13 protein-coding genes are annotated in these 18,203 nt (G+C 36.0%); 11 read left to right on the plus strand and 2 right to left on the minus strand.

Annotated features, from left to right (window positions below; translation table 11 throughout):
• Window positions 1-45 precede the first annotated feature (45 nt).
• Window positions 46-1,119 (plus strand): branched-chain amino acid aminotransferase, encoded by a 1,074-nt coding sequence (locus ACTNDN_RS15510; protein ID WP_031536530.1) that lies wholly within the window; start codon window positions 46-48, stop codon window positions 1,117-1,119.
• A 32-nt stretch (window positions 1,120-1,151) separates the two neighbouring features.
• Complete coding sequence (locus ACTNDN_RS15515) at window positions 1,152-1,391, plus strand: hypothetical protein (RefSeq protein ID WP_031536529.1); 240 nt, start codon at window positions 1,152-1,154, stop codon at window positions 1,389-1,391.
• A gap of 115 nt (window positions 1,392-1,506) precedes the next feature.
• Here the strand turns inward: ACTNDN_RS15515 and ACTNDN_RS15520 are convergent, their stop codons facing one another.
• Window positions 1,507-2,334, minus strand: coding sequence for a Cof-type HAD-IIB family hydrolase (locus ACTNDN_RS15520; protein WP_031536528.1), 828 nt, complete (start codon window positions 2,332-2,334; stop codon window positions 1,507-1,509).
• 175 nt (window positions 2,335-2,509) lie between these two features.
• Between ACTNDN_RS15520 and ACTNDN_RS15525 the strand changes: the two genes are divergently transcribed.
• On the plus strand, window positions 2,510-2,710 hold the full coding sequence (locus ACTNDN_RS15525) for an IDEAL domain-containing protein (protein ID WP_031536527.1): 201 nt from the start codon (window positions 2,510-2,512) through the stop codon (window positions 2,708-2,710).
• A 561-nt stretch (window positions 2,711-3,271) separates the two neighbouring features.
• Window positions 3,272-5,062 carry an oligoendopeptidase F gene (gene pepF / locus ACTNDN_RS15530; RefSeq protein WP_031536526.1) on the plus strand — a complete coding sequence of 597 codons (1,791 nt, stop codon included), beginning with the start codon at window positions 3,272-3,274 and terminating at the stop codon, window positions 5,060-5,062.
• Between the two features lie 63 nt (window positions 5,063-5,125).
• Here the strand turns inward: pepF and ACTNDN_RS15535 are convergent, their stop codons facing one another.
• Entirely contained in the window at window positions 5,126-6,028 is a 903-nt protein-coding gene (locus ACTNDN_RS15535) for a LysR family transcriptional regulator (protein ID WP_031536525.1), read from the minus strand.
• 139 nt (window positions 6,029-6,167) lie between these two features.
• On the opposite strand from ACTNDN_RS15535, the gene gltB reads away from it, so the two are divergent.
• The 7 genes from gltB (at window position 6,168) to ACTNDN_RS15570 (ending at window position 18,087) form a co-directional block, all read left to right on the plus strand.
• Complete coding sequence (gene gltB, locus ACTNDN_RS15540; RefSeq protein WP_031536524.1) at window positions 6,168-10,721, plus strand: glutamate synthase large subunit; 4,554 nt, start codon at window positions 6,168-6,170, stop codon at window positions 10,719-10,721.
• Window positions 10,722-10,736: 15 nt separating this feature from the next.
• Window positions 10,737-12,230 (plus strand): glutamate synthase small subunit, encoded by a 1,494-nt coding sequence (gene gltD, locus ACTNDN_RS15545; protein WP_441131414.1) that lies wholly within the window; start codon window positions 10,737-10,739, stop codon window positions 12,228-12,230.
• 584 nt (window positions 12,231-12,814) lie between these two features.
• Entirely contained in the window at window positions 12,815-13,345 is a 531-nt protein-coding gene (locus ACTNDN_RS15550) for an HD domain-containing protein (protein WP_031536522.1), read from the plus strand.
• A 95-nt stretch (window positions 13,346-13,440) separates the two neighbouring features.
• Entirely contained in the window at window positions 13,441-15,624 is a 2,184-nt protein-coding gene (locus tag ACTNDN_RS15555; RefSeq protein ID WP_441131416.1) for an AAA domain-containing protein, read from the plus strand.
• Between the two features lie 439 nt (window positions 15,625-16,063).
• Window positions 16,064-16,726, plus strand: a complete 663-nt coding sequence (locus ACTNDN_RS15560) for a peptidylprolyl isomerase (protein WP_396953898.1) — start codon at window positions 16,064-16,066, stop codon at window positions 16,724-16,726.
• Between the two features lie 83 nt (window positions 16,727-16,809).
• Entirely contained in the window at window positions 16,810-17,247 is a 438-nt protein-coding gene (locus ACTNDN_RS15565) for a peptidylprolyl isomerase (RefSeq protein ID WP_031536519.1), read from the plus strand.
• Window positions 17,248-17,343: 96 nt separating this feature from the next.
• Entirely contained in the window at window positions 17,344-18,087 is a 744-nt protein-coding gene (locus ACTNDN_RS15570) for an SDR family NAD(P)-dependent oxidoreductase (protein ID WP_235251595.1), read from the plus strand.
• Window positions 18,088-18,203: the final 116 nt, after the last annotated feature.

Genomic DNA, 18,203 nt, shown 5'->3' on the forward strand with positions numbered 1-18,203 from the left:
CGTTATAATAAATAGAAATAATATTTATGATAAGGAGAATGGAACGTGACAGAACAAACAATCACTGTAACATTAGCAAAAGAAAAGAAACCAAAACCGGATCCAGCAACATTAGTATTTGGTAAAGTGTTTACTGACCATATGTTTATGATGGATTATTCAGTCGATAAAGGATGGCATGATGCACAAATTCTTCCATACCAACCGATTACTTTAGATCCTGCTTCTGTTATTTTCCACTACGGACAAGCAGTTTTCGAGGGGTTAAAAGCTTATTTAACGAAAGAAGGCAAAGTCCTTTTATTTAGACCAGAAAAAAATATGGAGCGTTTAAATAAATCAAATGACAGACTTTGTATACCTGAAATAGATGAAGAGTTTGCCTTAAATGCTTTAAAACAATTAATTAATATCGATAGAGAATGGATTCCAAATGGAGAAGGAACCTCTTTATACATAAGACCTTTCGTTATATCTACTCAGCCTTATTTAGGTGTAGCAGCATCTGTTAGCTATAAATTTATGATCATTTTATCACCAGTAGGTTCGTATTATAAAGAAGGCGTTAAACCAGTAAAAATCTTCGTTGAAAATGAATATGTACGTGCAGTTGCAGGTGGTACTGGGTCAGCAAAAACAGCTGGTAACTATGCAGCAAGCTTAAAAGCACAACAAATTGCTAATGAAAAAGGCTACTCTCAAGTTCTTTGGTTAGATGGAGTAGAAAAGAAATATATTGAAGAAGTTGGCGCAATGAACGTATTCTTCAAAATAAACGGAGAAGTAGTCACACCTCAGTTAAATGGAAGCATTTTAGAGGGGGTAACAAGAAGAAGTATTATGGAGCTTCTTCAGCATTGGAATATTCCTATTACAGAAAGAAAAATTTCGATTGCTGAAATTTTTGAAGCCCATAAAAACGGTCAATTAGAAGAAGCATTCGGTACAGGAACAGCTGCTGTTATCTCTCCAATTGGTGAATTCTTCTGGAACGAAGAAAAAATAATCATAAATAATGGAGAAACAGGAGAATTGGCATCGAATTTATATAAGATAATCACTGATATCCAAAATGGAAGACAAGAAGATCCATTCGGCTGGACAGTTGAAGTGAAATAATTCCTTTACAAGGAAAATAAAGGAGCATCTTAATGTCTAATAAAAGCCACACGCTAAATTTTGGCTGGAATTTAATAGCACATAAAGACTATAAATTATTCTCAAACCAAAATGAATATGTATTAATGGATTGGGATGGAGATGTTGTTTTGTGTGTTGCTGTTCAAGACCATGAGATAGAGGTCCTTCGTAGTAATTGGAATCTTCATTTTAAAGTGAACTTGGCTTTTAAAACGATAAAAGTTTTTAATGATCCAGACGAGGAAGAGTGAGTAACGAAATTAGTGGATATAAGTAATTGCTATGTTAAAAGGAGTATACCTATTCTGATTAGGTATACTCCTTTGTTATTTTTACTGAAAGATAAAATTATATCAAACAATATAATTACACTAACTTGGTAGTAACAGGGTCTAGAATAAAAGTATGGATAACTTTTGCAACACCATCGTTATTATTAGTATCTGTCACGTAATCAGCAAGCGCCTTTACATCATCAGGGGCATTTCCCATCGCAACACCAAGGCCAGCAAATTCAATCATCGCTACATCATTATAACTATCACCAATAGCAATGACTTCTTCTCTTGTAATGCCCAGTTTTTCAATGAGAATGGCGAGGCTTGTCCCTTTAGTAACTCCTAATTCCGTAAATTCAAGGAAAAATGGTTTAGAGCGCATGACACTTAAATGTTCTGCTAACTCTTGTTGTAGCTTTGCTTCTACTACTTTAAGATGCTCTTCTTCTTTCACCATTAATACCTTTACGACAGGAGAGGAAACAGTTTGTTTGAAATCGGAAACTGTCTTAATAGGTAAGCCGGTAATATCTGCTTCGATTTCAGTGAATGGATTATTCTGTTGTGTAATGATTTCATCCTCCATATAAGTATGAATCCACACATTTTCCCTTTGGCTTAAATCATAAAGATCATGAACGGTTTCTGGTGGTAATGTACTACTAAATAGTTCTTCTTTCGTTTTACAATTTGTTATTTTTGCACCATTAAAAGAAAGAATAAAACTCCCATATTCAGCAAGCCTCAACTCTTCTGCAGCATCTTCGATAGCATATGTTGGTCTTCCAGATGCAAGGACCACCTTAACGCCATTTTCTTGTGCTAGCATTAAAGCTTTTTTTGTTGCATCTGAGATAGTATGGTTATCTGTTAATAAAGTATCATCCATATCTAATACGATCATTTTATAACTCATTTTGAACTCCCCTTTCCTAACCTCTATCAAGAATACATGAAAAAGAGACAATAGCCTATACATAAATCCACTTTTTTATAAAAGTTTTAAAAGGAATAAATTTCCTCGAAAAAAAGTATTTGAATTATCAGAAAATTACTGCTATAATGTAAAAAAGAACAAGGGGTTGATTCAAATGGAAAAGTATTTATTAAATGCTCCAAAACAGTCTGTAGGAAATGTAGTTGATTCTTTATTCGCTGAAATGGTATTAGAAAAAGCCCTTTACGACTTTCGAAAAGCTGAGCTAAAAAAACAAATTGACAAAACATTAATTGCTGGTGACAAGGAACAATTTTATCGTTTAACAGAAGAGTTAAAGGAATTAACCGCATAATAATCGTAATAAATTATATTTGTAATAAACATAACAGCTATCCTAAATGGGATGCCTCACTGTATTTTCACTCTGAAAAATCAGTGAGGTTTTTCCCTGCAAAAAAAGGATAGCTTTTTGTATGGACATATAAAAATAAAAACTGCCAATAAACAAAAGTTTATCGGCAGTTAGGGACACTACAAATGTGTCCTACGTATTGAGGCAATAAACTACGCTCCACATAGCGCAATAATGTTCATTGACTTATTCAATATAGCTCATCGCTTGATTAATATAACATAGTTTCTAGAAGTTTGGCAAGCTATTTCTTATGGATTCTCTTCAAAGCTTTGTTATTTATTAGACAAATTCCGTTCAATCGACCTCCAATTATTACAAGTATTGAAAAAAAGTATTATGGAACAATAATGATAATTTTGGAAAACTCCCGTACAATTCGATAGAAGCGTTTATACTTTACATAATAGGATATGGCTAGGTATGATTTAAGCATAAACATATCTTTTCATTTCATGATAACAAGTGAAATATAGAAAACCAATGAATAGGAGGAAGTTTATGAATACATATAAAACAAGGGAAGAAGTTACAGATTTGGAAAAATGGAATTTGAGGGATATTTATAAAACAGAAGAAGATTGGGAAAACGATCTTCAATTATTGGAGAAAAAAATCGAGGAGCTTGCCACTTTCAATAGTAATATTTCAGACGGGGCAAGCTTATTAGCATATCTTACTTTATCAGAGGAAACTAGTTTTATCTATCGAAAAGTATATGCTTATGGAATGCTTCTATTAGACTTAGATACGCGTAATACCCATGCCCAAAGTCTAATTGAAAAAGCTCGCTATGTAGGGCAGAAATATAGTAGAGCTACCTCCTTTTTTATGCCTTTTTTATTGTCATTAGAAGAAAGCAAATTAAAAGCCTACATAAAAGCTGAGACAGGATTAGCTTATTTTGAAAAAGACTTATTAGAGTCTTTTCGCTATAAGAAGCATGTATTAAGCAAAGAAAAAGAAGAGATTTTGTCCGAACTAGGAGAAGCATTAGGTGTACCGAGCAATGTATTCGGAATGATAAATAATGCAGATATTACATTTGGAGAAGTAACAAATGAAGATGGAGAAAAAATTGAGCTAACAAGGGGAATGTATGCAAAAAGAATCGAAAGTGAAGATCGAAATGTACGGAAAGAAGCATACCTAGCCTATTATAAACCATATATAGGCATGAAAAATACGATTGCAACAACCTTTAGTGCTGCAGTGAAAAATAATGTAAAAACAGCAAAATTAAGAAATTATCCTTCTGCTTTAGAAAAAAGTTTGTTTGGAGACCAAGTCCCAGTAGAAGTGTATAATAATTTAATTGAGACTACAAGAAAGAACTTACCTTATATGGATGACTATATGAAGTTTCGCAAAAAGCGACTTCAGCTCAAAGAACTGCATGCCTATGATTTAAGTGTTCCATTAGTCGGAGAAGCAGCCAAAGAAGAGATTAGCTATGATGACGCATTTCAAATAATGGTGGATGCATTAAAACCATTAGGTGAAGAATATATCGCAGTGCTAAAAAGTTTTAAAGAAAAGCGTTACTTAGATGTACGGGAAACACCTGGGAAACGTTCAGGTGCTTATAATTTAGGATTATATGGTGTACATCCATTTATTCTGCTAAACCATCGGGACGATTTAGATAGCTTATTTACATTAGCTCATGAATGTGGACATGGGATGCATTCCTATTTTAGTAGTAAACATCAGCCACAAATAAGTGCAGGCTATAGCATTTTTGTTGCGGAAGTCGCTTCTACTGTGAATGAAGTATTGTTAATAAGACATTTATTAAAATTAGAGCAGGATCCATTAAAAAGAGAGCATTTACTGCACCATTTTATTGATAGTTTTAAAGGTACCTTCTTTACACAGGTAATGTTTAGCGAATTTGAAAAAACAGTGCATGAGCAAGCAGAAAACGGGCTTCCTCTCTCATTGGATTTTTTCAATTCAACTTATGAGGAATTATTTAAAGCATATAATGGCAGCGATTTAGTCATTGATGAGCAAGTGAAGTATGGATGGTCGAGAATTCCCCATTTTTATCGTCCTTTTTATGTTTATAAGTATGCAACTGGTTTTGCATCAGCGATAAATATAGCTGATAAATTAATTGTAGGAGAGAAAGGGGATGTAGAAAACTACTTAGACTTTTTAAAAAGTGGAAGTTCTGACTATCCACTCGAGCTTCTCAAAAAGGCTGGTGTCGATTTGACAACCCCAGAGCCTATCAATCACGCTTTATCTATTTTCCATTCCTTAGTGAAGGAAGTTTTAGAAAAATAAATAATGGGTAGGGAAGTAAGGGTCTAACTTTAACTAAAAGTTTGAGACCCTTATCCCATCCCATTATTGATATTTTTCTAAAATAGTGAAAAAGTCGATGACAAATCGACGAAAGGTTTGGACAGATGGTGGAGATTCCCGATTGCTCGGAACGATAATTCCGACAGTTCGATTAATTATCGGATCTTCAATTGGTATTTTCACCGTAAACTTTGGAACAGTATCATAAAAAGTGCTTTCTGGCAGTAGTGTTACACCCATACCAGCAGACACCAATCCTTTAATCGCATCTAAATCTTCGCCTTCCGCATTTATATTCGGTAAAAATCCTTCTTGTTTGCAAGCGTCAATAGCGATTTTTTGCAAAATATAGCCTTCCGGAAATAAAACAAATTCATCATTGCGTAAATCCCGTAAGCGAAGGGATCTTCTTTCGCTTAAAAAATGATTACTTGGTAGTAAAGCAAATATTTTTTCAGTGAACAATATGTTTCCTGTTAATAAAAAATCGTCTGTTGGTACTGGACCCAAGAAGGCTAAATCTAAGTCTCTATTTTTTACCCCTTCTGTTAAAAAATGATAGGATCCTTGCCGCAATTGGAATTTCACTTTTGGATGTTTTTCTTTGAAAGCAGAAATAACCGTTGGTAGTAAGTGGCTTGCAAGACTTGTTGGAAAGCCAATTTTTATAGAGCCTCTTTCTGGATCCAAGTAGGCATTTACTTGTTCAATGGCACGGTCAACCGATTTGACTATGGCAAGAGAATGGGTTAGAAATATCTTTCCAATGGAAGTCAGTTTCACGTTTCTACCCTCCCGCTCAAATAATTGCACACCTAACTCATCTTCTAAGTTAGCAATTTGACGACTAACAGCAGATTGGGCAACATGCAGATGTTCCGCAGCGGCTGATACATGTTCCCTTTCCGCTACTTCAATAAAATATTTTAGTTGTCTCAGTTCCATTTTTATCGACCTTCTTTTTAATTATCTCATTTTTAGATTGTTTCTATCTAAATGATATATTGTACATATGAATTTGTATAGTATAATTGAATTATCTGAATAAAAAAATTTGTTAGAAAATCTGACAGGGGTGGTTGAAATGACGTACAACCAAATGGAAAAAGCGCAGGGCTTATATAGACCGGAATTTGAACATGATGCATGTGGAATCGGACTGTACGCTCATATAAAAGGGGAAGCGACGCACGACATTGTCACAAAAGGATTAAGCATGCTTTGTAAATTAGATCACCGTGGTGGGCAAGGTAGTGATCCATTAACAGGAGACGGTGCTGGATTAATGGTACAAATTCCAGATGCCTTCTTTCGAAAAGAATTAACAGATATTAATCTACCAGAGAGTGGAAAATATGCAGTTGGAATGGTCTTTTTTTCAAAGGATGACCCAAATCGAAATCAAATTGAAACAAAGATTAACGAATATATTGAAGAGATAGGAGAAGTACTTCTTGGTTGGAGAACTGTCCCAACCGAATTCAGAAAAATCGGAAAAGTTGCACAAGAAAGTTGTCCGGTGATTCGTCAAGTATTCATTCAATCCAATCAATCAAATAAAGATAAGTTAACGTTTGAACGAAAATTATATATAATTAGAAAACTAGCAGAAAAGTGGGGAAGCGAGGAAGAAAAAGAATTTTACTTTGCGAGTCTCTCATCAAGCACAATCGTCTATAAAGGATTATTAACTTCCGATCAAGTGAAGAGCTTTTATTTAGATGTGCAAGACCCAGCATTTGTTTCAGCTTTCGCAATTGTACATTCTCGTTTCAGCACAAATACATTTCCTAGCTGGGAAAGAGCTCATCCAAATCGATATTTAATCCATAATGGAGAAATAAATACATTACGAGGCAACTTTAACTGGATGAAAGCAAGGGAGCAGCAATTTGCATCAGAGGTTTTTGGAGCTGATTTAGAAAAAGTGTTACCAATCTTAGATTCCAATGGTAGTGACTCGTCCGTATTTGATAATGCATTAGAATTCTTTATTCTATCTGGTCGCACGCCGGCTCATGCGGCAATGATGATGATTCCAGAGCCTTGGACCGAGAATCCGCATTTATCAAAACAAAAAAGAGATTTTTACGAATATCATAGTAGCTTAATGGAACCATGGGATGGTCCAATGGCGATTACTTTTACAGACGGTAAACAAATTGGCGCGATTCTTGATCGTAACGGCTTACGCCCAGCAAGATATTATGTCACGAAAGATGATTACATCATTTTCTCTTCAGAGGTTGGCGTTATTCCAGTTGAAGAAGAAAATATTCTTTATAAAGAGCGCTTAAGTCCTGGTAAAATGCTGTTGATTGATTTAGAAGAAGGACGCATTGTTTCCGATGAAGAGCTTAAAAACTCGATTGCTTCTGAGCATCCATATACAGAGTGGCTAGAGGAAGTTGTGCGCTTAGAGGAAAACATAGAAGAAAAGGCGGAGACATTTGCTGATTTACTTGCAAGGCAAAAAGCTTTCGGTTACACGTATGAAGATGTGCAAAAAAATCTAATTCCAGTTGTATTAGAAGGAAAAGACCCGATTGGATCAATGGGAAATGACACGCCGCTTGCTGTATTATCTAATAAGCCACAGTCATTATTTAATTATTTCAAACAATTATTTGCACAAGTAACCAATCCGCCGATTGATGCAATTCGCGAACAACTAGTAACCTCGACTCTTTCTTGGATAGGTGCAGAAGGTGATTTATTACATCCAGATGAAAGCAATTGTCATAGAATACAACTGAAAACACCGATTCTATCTAATGGCGATGTTGAACAATTACGCACCAATGCTAAACTTGAGTTTACAGCTAGAACAATAGATGCTTTATTTACAGATAATTTAGAGGAAAGTTTAAACAACCTTATGCAAAAGGCAGAAGAAGCTATCACACAAGGTGTATCATTGCTTATTTTATCTGATCGTGCAATGAATAGAGAAGAAAAAGCTATTCCTGTTCTACTTGCTGTTAGTGCTTTGCATCAAGATTTAATTAAAAAAGGACTTCGTACGAAGGCAAGTATTATTGTAGAGTCTGGCGAAGTTCGAGAAGTACACCATTTTGCGAGTCTAATTGGATTCGGTGCGGATGCTATTAATCCATATTTGGTATATGCGACATATAATCAAGCAGTAGAGGATGGCATCTTATCCCTTTCCTATGAAGAAATTGTAGCGCGATACAATACAGTAGTTACAGAAGGCGTAGTAAAAGTAATGTCTAAAATGGGTATTTCTACTGTACAAAGCTATCGTGGTGCACAAATTTTTGAAGCAGTCGGGATTGGCAAAGAAGTAATTGATCAATACTTTACTGGCACTGTTTCTCAGCTAGGTGGTATCGGATTAGATATTATTGCGGAAGAAGCAACAAAAAGGCATTTATTAGGCTATCAAGAATCAATCGATGAAACATTAGATTCTGGAAGTGATTTCCAATGGAGAAAAGGCGGGGAACACCATGCTTTTAATCCAAAAACAATCCATACGTTACAGTGGGCATGTCGACAAGGTGACTACGGATTATTTAAACAATTTTCTGAAGCGGCTAATGAGGAAAGCATGAGTTTCTTGCGTAATTTATTTGCTTTTGATCCATCAAGACGGCCGATTGATATTAATGAAGTGGAATCTGTTGATTCCATTGTTAAAAGATTTAAAACAGGAGCTATGTCATTTGGTTCTCTAAGTAAAGAAGCCCATGAAACATTGGCAATCGCGATGAACCGATTAGGTGCAAGCAGCAATAGTGGAGAAGGTGGAGAAGATCCATCCCGTTATACAATGGATGAAAATGGCGATAATCGGAGAAGCAATATTAAACAAATCGCCTCTGGTCGATTCGGAGTTAAAAGTCATTATTTAATCAATGCGAAAGAATTGCAGATTAAAATGGCCCAAGGTGCAAAGCCTGGTGAAGGCGGACAGTTGCCTGGAAATAAAGTATATCCATGGGTTGCAGAAGTACGTGGCTCAACGCCAGGTGTAGGATTAATTTCTCCTCCACCACACCATGATATCTATTCCATTGAAGATTTAGCACAGCTTATCCATGATCTTAAAAACGCGAATAGAGATGCACGCATTTCCGTTAAATTAGTTTCAAAAGGTGGAATTGGAACTATTGCAGCAGGTGTTGCCAAAGGTGCTGCCGATGTTATAGTAGTGAGTGGTTATGATGGGGGAACAGGAGCATCGCCTAAAACAAGTATTAAACATACTGGTCTTCCATGGGAGCTTGGTTTAGCAGAAGCCCATCAGACATTAATGTTGAACGGTTTACGAAGTCGAGTCGTCCTTGAAACAGATGGGAAGTTAATGACAGGAAAAGATGTTGTTCTTGCAGCCTTGATGGGAGCAGAAGAATTTGGTTTTGCAACAGCTCCGTTAATTGTAATGGGTTGTGTGATGATGCGTGCATGTCATTTAGATACTTGTCCAGTTGGAATTGCAACACAAAATCCAGAATTGCGATATAAATTTGCTGGAGATCCTAATCATATCGTAAACTTTATGCGCTTTGTTGCAGAAGAGGTACGTGAGCTAATGGCACAGTTAGGATTCCGCACAGTAGAAGAAATGGTCGGAAGAACAGATGTGCTTACTGTTAGCAAAGAAGCGAAAACGCATTGGAAAGCGAAGGACTTAGATTTATCTAAGCTATTATATAAAGTGGATGGTCCAAGAACATTCCAAACACCGCAAAATCACAAGATTGATGAAAGCTTAGACATACAGAAGATTCTACCAGCAGTTCAAAATGCGATAAAAAACAAGGAAACATTAGATTTACATTATACAATCCGAAACACAAATCGAGTTACAGGTACCATTGTAGGTAGCGAAATTTCAAGGCATTACGGAGAATCTGGATTACCAGAAAATACAATTAATCTTCATTTCACCGGATCAGCAGGTCAAAGCTTCGGCGCGTTTATCCCTAAAGGTATGAGTCTTTATTTAACAGGAGATGCGAATGACTACATCGGAAAAGGGCTATCCGGTGGGAGAATTGTTGCTAAAGCATCAGCGATAAATTCTTATACAGCAAAAGATAATGTTATTATTGGCAATGTAGCATTTTACGGTGCGACAGGTGGAGAAGCATTTATAAATGGAAAAGCAGGAGAGCGATTTGCCGTACGTAACAGTGGTGCAAATATTGTCGTAGAAGGCATTGGCGACCATGGCTTAGAATATATGACTGGTGGAGAAGTTGTTATTTTAGGAGATGTGGGTAAAAACTTTGCAGCTGGTATGTCTGGTGGCATAGCCTATGTATTATCGAAAGACGCAGACCAATTCAAAACATTATGCAATAAAGAAATGATTATTTTTGAAGCGCTAGAAGATCGAGCAGAAATAGAGAGAATACAAGGACTAATTGAAAAACATGTGGTAGAAACAGATAGCTTAGTAGGTCAACAAGTACTTGCTAATTGGGAAAATTATGTACAACAGTTTGTTAAAGTAATTCCGAAAGACTATAAACGAATGATTGCAAACATCCAAAAAGGACTAGAAAGTGGATTATCAGAAGAAGCAGCTTCCATGGAAGCATTTGAGAATAATTCCAAACAAGACAAAAAAAAACAATCAGATAAAATAACCGTATTAGTGCAGTAGAAAGGAGAGAACAGAATGGGTAAAGCAACTGGTTTCATGGAATTTAAACGGGAGGAAGCGGAAGAGAGAAATCCGCTTTCCCGCCTAAAAGATTATAAAAAATATTCTGCTCCTTTCGCTGATGAGGTACTAGAAAGACAAGGAGCAAGATGTATGGATTGTGCTACACCATTCTGCCATATTGGAATGGAAATTGCCGGAAGCACATCTGGCTGCCCGATCCATAACTTAATCCCTGAGTGGAATGACCTTGTATATAAAGGGAGATGGAAAGAAGCATTAGACAGATTATTAAAGACAAATAACTTTCCAGAATTCACTGGTAGTGCATGTCCAGCTCCATGTGAAGGTTCTTGTACAGTTGCAATCTCTGATCCAGCTGTTGCGATTAAGAATATCGAACGTACTATTATCGATAAGGGGTTTGCAAACGGGTGGATCCAACCACGAATTCCTCAAAAGAGAACAGGAAAAAAGATAGCCATCATTGGGTCTGGTCCAGCAGGACTTGCTAGTGCAGATCAATTAAATCAAGCTGGCCATTCTGTAACCGTTTATGAAAGAGCAGATAGACCAGGTGGGTTATTAATGTATGGTATTCCAAATATGAAAATAGAGAAAAAAGACGTAGAGCGTAGAATTAAGCTTCTTACCCAAGAAGGTATTGATTTTATTACCAATACAGAAGTAGGAAAAGATATAACTGCAAAAGAATTAAGAGAAAACTATGATGCTGTGATTCTTTGTACTGGTGCTCAAAAGCAAAGAGATTTAGTAATGGAAGGTAGAGATGCAGAAGGTGTGCACTTTGCTATGGACTATTTATCAGGTGTAACCAAAAGTTTGCTAGATTCTAATTTGAGAGATAGAAACTTTATTGATGCAGAAGGCAAGGATGTCATTGTTATTGGTGGGGGAGATACAGGAGCTGATTGTGTCGCAACAGCTCTTCGCCAAAACTGTAAAAGCGTCGTCCAATTTGGTAAACATCCTAAGCTTGGGCTAATGCGCACAAGTGATAATATGTGGCCAGCAGCACCAAATGTTTTTACATTAGAATATGCATACGAAGAAGCGGAACAGAAGTTTGGGGAAGATCCTAGACAGTATGGAATTCAGACGAAGAAGATGGTAAAAGACGATAATGGTAAATTAAAAGAATTACACACTGTATCAATGGAAAAAATAAAGCAAGAAGATGGGACATTTATTTTCAAAGAAATTCCCGGAACAGAAAAAGTATGGCCAGCACAGTTAGTTTTTATCGCAATTGGCTTTGAAGGTCCTGAACAGCCAGTATTAAAGCACTTTGGTATTGAAACAATGAATCGAAAAGTTGCTGCAGCATACGGTGATTTTGAAACAAATCTTGAAGGTGTTTTCGCAGCAGGTGATGCCCGCAGAGGACAAAGCTTAATTGTTTGGGCAATTAATGAAGGAAGAGAAGCAGCTAGAAAAGTAGATGAATACTTGATGGGTGCTTCGATTCTACCAACTGTTAATGCTTAAGAAAAAAGATGTGATAGAAAGCTCTATCACATCTTTTTTTTATCCTATGAATGAAATAAAAGATAATAATATACATATAATCTCTCTTCTTAGCTAGGCGTGCAATTTTTAATGATTGAATTATAGTCTTGTTAAAATGGAACTATTTTGAGCAAAATATATAAATTGAGTGGAAAATAGCCTTTATAAAAAACTTTCCCAGCTAGTAAATTTACGAGAATATCCCATTAAATTTTACGCATTCAAAATATTATAAAAATTTAAAAACAAAATATCATTAAAACAAATATAACTAAAACTTGGTTTCAAGTTTTCATCCTTATTTAGGTGTTTTTTATTATCATTTTATTAAAAATATAATATAATAGGAAAAATACTTTTTTAAAGGTGCGAGGAAGGAATGAAACATTAACCCATTTTGGGTGTTTTTTTATAAATGCAAAACAATGGACGCTAGATGGAAAAGTAATAGCTTTAGCCCATGTGTCATCGTAGCGAAAAAGGAGAATAGGTTTAATTAATAGCAACAGACCTGCACAAACATATTAAGTTATGGGTTCAAATAAAGAAAGGAAGTGTCGGAGATGAGAGATGTTAAACTTATCGATATTTATAACCACCATATTGCTCAAAAATATATTACACGTTCAGGTTTAGCTCATGCTCTGGCAGTTGCTTATCATGCTTTTGAAATGGCAAAAGAATCAAATGTCGATGTCGATAATGCAGCTAAAGCCGGATTTTTACATGACATGGGTCATTACACTTGGTATAAAGATGGGAAATGGGATTATAAATTATATAGACAAAATGACATTCATCCAATTAAAGGAGCAGAAAGAGCGCATAAGTTATTAATTCGTTTAGGTGAAAATCCTGTAAAAGCGAAAGAAATCGCATTAGCTGTCCTTTTTCATACCGATAGTTTTATTCCAGGAGGCTCCGTCATACTCTCTCCTTTACAAAAAATCGTAAAATTGGCAGATGAAAAGGATGAAGAGCCTGGAGGACATCATCACTATCGCACGATAACAAAGGAAAGAGCATTGAAAAGCTTAGAACGATTAGATACAAAAATAGATGCATATATAGAAAAACAGAAGGATAACTGCTAAAAAGAAGGATAGAAAAGGAGTACTCCATTTTCTATCCTTCTTTTTTTATAAGTGTTATAATTATACAATCGATTTTTTATAAAGGAATTAGTGGAATGACAAATATTATTAAGACGATTAAAGAATGGCAGCAAGCACTTCAAATAGAAATAAATCATTTAAAAAAATTCGGCCAATCTAAAGTGGCTTTATATAATGGAATACGATTAAATACAGAGAATGATTTTACTTATTATTTTGAAAGTATCGGCAATTTAAAAGTTCCTATTGGCTCAAATGTAATCCTTCACTGGGGATCTCTTGCAGTAAAAGGGCGAGTATTATCGGCAGATGGAAAGAGCCTTCTTGTCATTTTGGAAAAGATGATTGGCGAGTATATAGCTGAAGCCTATTTGTCCCATGATCCTTGGGAGCTTCTAGAACAGCTACAAATTCGCTTTGATTCGATTAAAAAGAATAAACGAAAGCTTAGCAGAATTGTAAAATTGATGCGTCCAAATGATGCAACAAAGCATCCTACAGAAGAGCTGAAAAATCATGTCCATGAGCTTTCATTAAGGTGTAAATATAATCCTGTCTCCTTTGTATGGGGACCACCGGGAACTGGGAAAACCTATACGCTAGCAAGAGTAGCATTACAACGTTATTGGAAAGGAAAAAGAATTCTTGTTCTAGCGCAAAGTAATCAAGCAGTGGATGTACTACTAACAGAAATAACTACAACCATTAAAGAAAAAGACCGTTTTAAACTGGGAGATATCCTACGATACGGGGGAAATAGCAGTAATGGCAATCTGGAACAAGAGCAAATTACTTCTAGCTCTTTGCTAGATAATAAAGATATGGATCTAGCAAAACAAAGGCAACAGTTTATCGAAGAAAAGCAAAAGCTTAAATCTGATCTTGCCAATGCATTTACAATTAGAGATTCTTCCCAGCTCTTAGAAATGGAAGAGAAACTGGCAAGTGTAATGGAAAAAATCCGCAAAAGAGAAGTACAGTTTGTACAAAAAGCGAAAATAGTCGGGACCACCTTAGCAAAGGCTGCGACAGACCCAGCTATTTATGAAGATGAGTATGATTTAGTTATCGTGGATGAAGCAAGCATGGCATATATCCCACAGGTGGCATTTTCCGCATCTCTTGCAAAGAGAATCATCATATGCGGTGACTTCAAGCAATTACCTCCAATTGCCTCGAGCCGCCATGCTATTGTAGACAGATGGTTAAAGGAAGATGTCTTCCATGCAACGGGAGTAGCTGATACAGTACATACTTCCTCCATGCATCCACAGCTTTTATTGTTAAATGAGCAAAGAAGAATGCATCCATCCATCTCTGAATTTACAAATAAATATATCTATCATTCATTAGTAGGAGATTATAAGAACGTCGAAAAAAAGAGGAAACCAATCGCTGCTCAATCGCCCTTTAAGGATAATGCCAGTGTGTTATTAGATTCTAGTCATTTTGGGTCCTATGCAACTTTTGAAAAAGCCTCTAAATCACGAATGAATTATATACATCTTTTACTTGCCTTACAAGTAATCCAAGAGTCTTTAAAGGAAAAAGAAGCAAGTATTGGCTATGTTACACCTTACAGGGCACAGGCGGAAATAATGGAAGCAATGGCAATCGAATTTTTCCCAGAAGCAATGGCTGATAAGCGTTTAATAGTAGCTACCGTTCATCGTTTTCAAGGGAGCGAAAGAGATGTTATTGTATTTGACAGTGTAGAAGCTCCTTCTTTTTCTCGTCCTGGAATGCTTTTAACTGGAAAAGAGAGTGAACGGCTTATCAATGTGGCAATTAGTAGAGCAAAAGGGAAATTTATTCATATTGCCAATAGAAGCTTTATCAAAACAATGATTGATCACCGCAAAACGATTCGTCAGCTTATCAATCACCAAGAACAAATTAATAAAGTTGTTACTAACCAACATATTGGCGAATGGATTAAGCAAAAGAATCCCAAACTTTATTGGACACATGGGCAAAGAATTGATTTATTAACAAAAGATTTGACTCGTTCACAAAAAGAGATATTCGTATCTATTCCCCATTCGAAGGAAACTTTAAATCAAGAATGGAAACATATTTTTTCTAAAGCGAAAATCGTTACTACACCTGAAATTCCCTTTCCTGTGGTAATTATCGATCATAAAGTTGTTTGGTTTGGCTTTCCGATAGAATTGGTCAATGGCAGTAAACCACCATCTTTAGCAATTCGCATCCATTCACCCTATCTAGCATCTTATCTTTTAAATTATTTTGCGTAAAAAGAGGCTGGGACATAAGCATTTCAACCAATAATAAACACGAATTTTTACGCGGCTAATCGCATGAATATTTGTGTTTATTATTTTGGAAAAAGGTTTAAAAACGAAGTGTAATGGAGCGGAGGACGCTCGACTCCTGCGGGAAATAGAGGAAAGGCTGAGACCCCGCAGCGTATGCGAGGAGACTCAGCTTCCTCCCCGCGGAAAGCGAGCGTCCGTAGCGCAATGGAACGACTTAGTTTTACACTTGACTATATTTAAAAACTTAGATCCATGAGAAAGTAGCTTTATTTAAGAGCAGAATTAGAGATTGTTCGTCTTTAAAAGTTAGTTATTTAGTTTTGTCCCAGCCCCTTTTTTCCTAAATAGGTTATTTATTGTATAAAAAGAAAGATTTCGCTAAAATGGGAAGGTAACGGAGTAAAGGAGGAGTCTCATAGTGCTAACAAAACGGACTGGATCGATAATGATTGTATTTTGTGCTTCCTTGCTATTATTGCTGACAGGATGTGGAACACAGGAGGATACCGCACCAAAAAATGAAGAGAATAAAGCAAAAAGTAACACTATATCTCCAGAGGATTACCCAATTGTAACCATTACAATGGAGGATGATTCCAAAATTGTAGCAGAATTATATCCTGATAAAGCGCCTAATACAGTGAATAACTTTATTTCATTAATCAATAAAGGCTTTTATGATGGATTGATTTTCCATCGAGTAATTCCTGATTTTATGATCCAAGGTGGAGATCCAAATGGAAATGGAACAGGTGATCCAGGGTATTCCATCAAAGGAGAATTTTCAGAGAATGGCTTTGAGAACGATTTAAAGCATGAAAGAGGCGTCCTTAGTATGGCAAGATCTCAAATGCCAGACTCAGCAGGCTCTCAATTCTTTATTATGGTAGCAGATGCCCCCCATTTGGATGGCCAATATGCACCATTTGGTAAGGTAATAGAAGGAATGGATGTAGTTGATAAGATTGTAGCAGCAGATAGAGATGAGCTGGACAAACCTCTAAAAGAGATAAAAATGAAAAAAGTTACAGTTGATACAAAAGGAATTGATTACGAGGAACCTGAAAAAGTAAAAGAATGAATCAGGAAATAAACGTTTTATTTTCTTTCTTAAGCAAAAGATGATATGATAAAAGCTGATTTTGAATTAAGGAGATGGTAAACATGGCAACAAAAGGATACATATTAATGCAAAATGGCGAAAACATCGAATTTGAATTATATCCAAATGAAGCTCCTGGAACAGTAGCTAACTTTGTAGAACTTATTAATAAAGGGTTCTATAACGGTCTAACATTCCACCGCGTCATTCCTGGTTTCGTGAGCCAAGGTGGAGATCCAAACGGTAATGGAACAGGTGGTCCTGGTTACACAATTAAATGTGAAACTGTTGGAAATCCTCATAAACACGTAGAAGGCTCACTTTCTATGGCACATGCAGGTCGTGACACAGGCGGCAGCCAATTCTTTATCGTTCACGAGCCTCAGCCACATTTAAATGGTGTTCACACTGTATTTGGACAAGTTACTTCTGGTATGTCTACAGTTAAAGCGATGAAAAATGGCGATGTAATGGAAAAAGTAGAAATCACTGAACAATAAAAGCAAAAAAGGCAGGCTGAGAAATTAGCTTGCTTTTTTTATCGTTTTTTTATTAATATAGATACTTTTCATTTATATATAGGGAGGTAGATTCTTTTGTTTAAAGATAAAGTTGTGATTGTTACAGGTGCTAGCAATGGAATCGGAAGTGCGATTGCAACAGCCTATATACAAGAAGGGGCATATGTTGTTCTAGCAGATATAGATGAATCTCAAGGAAATCAACTTCTTGAACAGCTTGATGCAAAAGAGAAAGCATTATTTATTAAAACAGATGTCCGAAACGAAGCGGAGATTATTCATTTGGTTCACATGACTAAAAATACATTTGGAAAAATTGATATTCTGATTAATAATGTAGGAAAAGGGATTTTTAAATCCTTCTACGAGTTATCAATCGAGGAATGGGATGATGTCCTAAATACGAATCTTAGAAGCGTATTTCTCTGTTCAAGAGAAGTGGCCAAAATCATGCGTGACCAAAAGAACGGTGGCTCCATTATTAATATGTCTTCTAGTAGAGCTTATATGTCTGAGCCAAATACAGAAAGCTATAGTGCAAGCAAAGGTGGCATTATGGCCATTACTCATGCATTAGCGAATAGTCTTGCAGAGGCACATATAACCGTAAATAGCATTTCACCAGGCTGGATTGAAACAAAAGACTATAATAATCTCGGTGAAATCGATCATGAACAACATTTATCAAAAAGAGTAGGGAAACCAGAGGATATATCAAGAGCCTGTCTCTTTTTAACAAACCCACAAAACGACTTTATCACTGGTACGAATTTAATGGTAGATGGCGGTATGACAGTAAAAATGATTTATGAAGAATAAACATTTCTCTTTTAGTGCTTTTCTAGTATGAGTAAAATGTTTGTGGGTAGAAAATAATTTACCCTCTGGTTTGGTTGGTGGTCGTTAGACCGCCAACCAAACGCAAGCGCGGTAGT

It is taken from the genome of Niallia sp. HCP3S3_B10 (assembly GCF_052064465.1).
In the GTDB taxonomy this organism is placed as follows: domain Bacteria; phylum Bacillota; class Bacilli; order Bacillales; family Cytobacillaceae; genus Niallia; species Niallia hominis.

Bases quoted from the DNA above. Each gene is read 5' to 3' on its own strand.
- gltD (WP_441131414.1), top strand. From the start codon at position 10,737: ATGGGTAAAGCAACTGGTTTCATGGAATTTAAACGGGAGGAAGCGGAA.
- ACTNDN_RS15525 (WP_031536527.1), top strand. From the start codon at position 2,510: ATGGAAAAGTATTTATTAAATGCTCCAAAACAGTCTGTAGGAAATGTA.
- gltB (WP_031536524.1), top strand. From the start codon at position 6,168: ATGACGTACAACCAAATGGAAAAAGCGCAGGGCTTATATAGACCGGAA.
- ACTNDN_RS15520 (WP_031536528.1), bottom strand. From the start codon at position 2,334: ATGAGTTATAAAATGATCGTATTAGATATGGATGATACTTTATTAACA.
- ACTNDN_RS15550 (WP_031536522.1), top strand. From the start codon at position 12,815: ATGAGAGATGTTAAACTTATCGATATTTATAACCACCATATTGCTCAA.
- ACTNDN_RS15555 (WP_441131416.1), top strand. From the start codon at position 13,441: ATGACAAATATTATTAAGACGATTAAAGAATGGCAGCAAGCACTTCAA.
- ACTNDN_RS15535 (WP_031536525.1), bottom strand. From the start codon at position 6,028: ATGGAACTGAGACAACTAAAATATTTTATTGAAGTAGCGGAAAGGGAA.
- ACTNDN_RS15515 (WP_031536529.1), top strand. From the start codon at position 1,152: ATGTCTAATAAAAGCCACACGCTAAATTTTGGCTGGAATTTAATAGCA.
- ACTNDN_RS15565 (WP_031536519.1), top strand. From the start codon at position 16,810: ATGGCAACAAAAGGATACATATTAATGCAAAATGGCGAAAACATCGAA.
- pepF (WP_031536526.1), top strand. From the start codon at position 3,272: ATGAATACATATAAAACAAGGGAAGAAGTTACAGATTTGGAAAAATGG.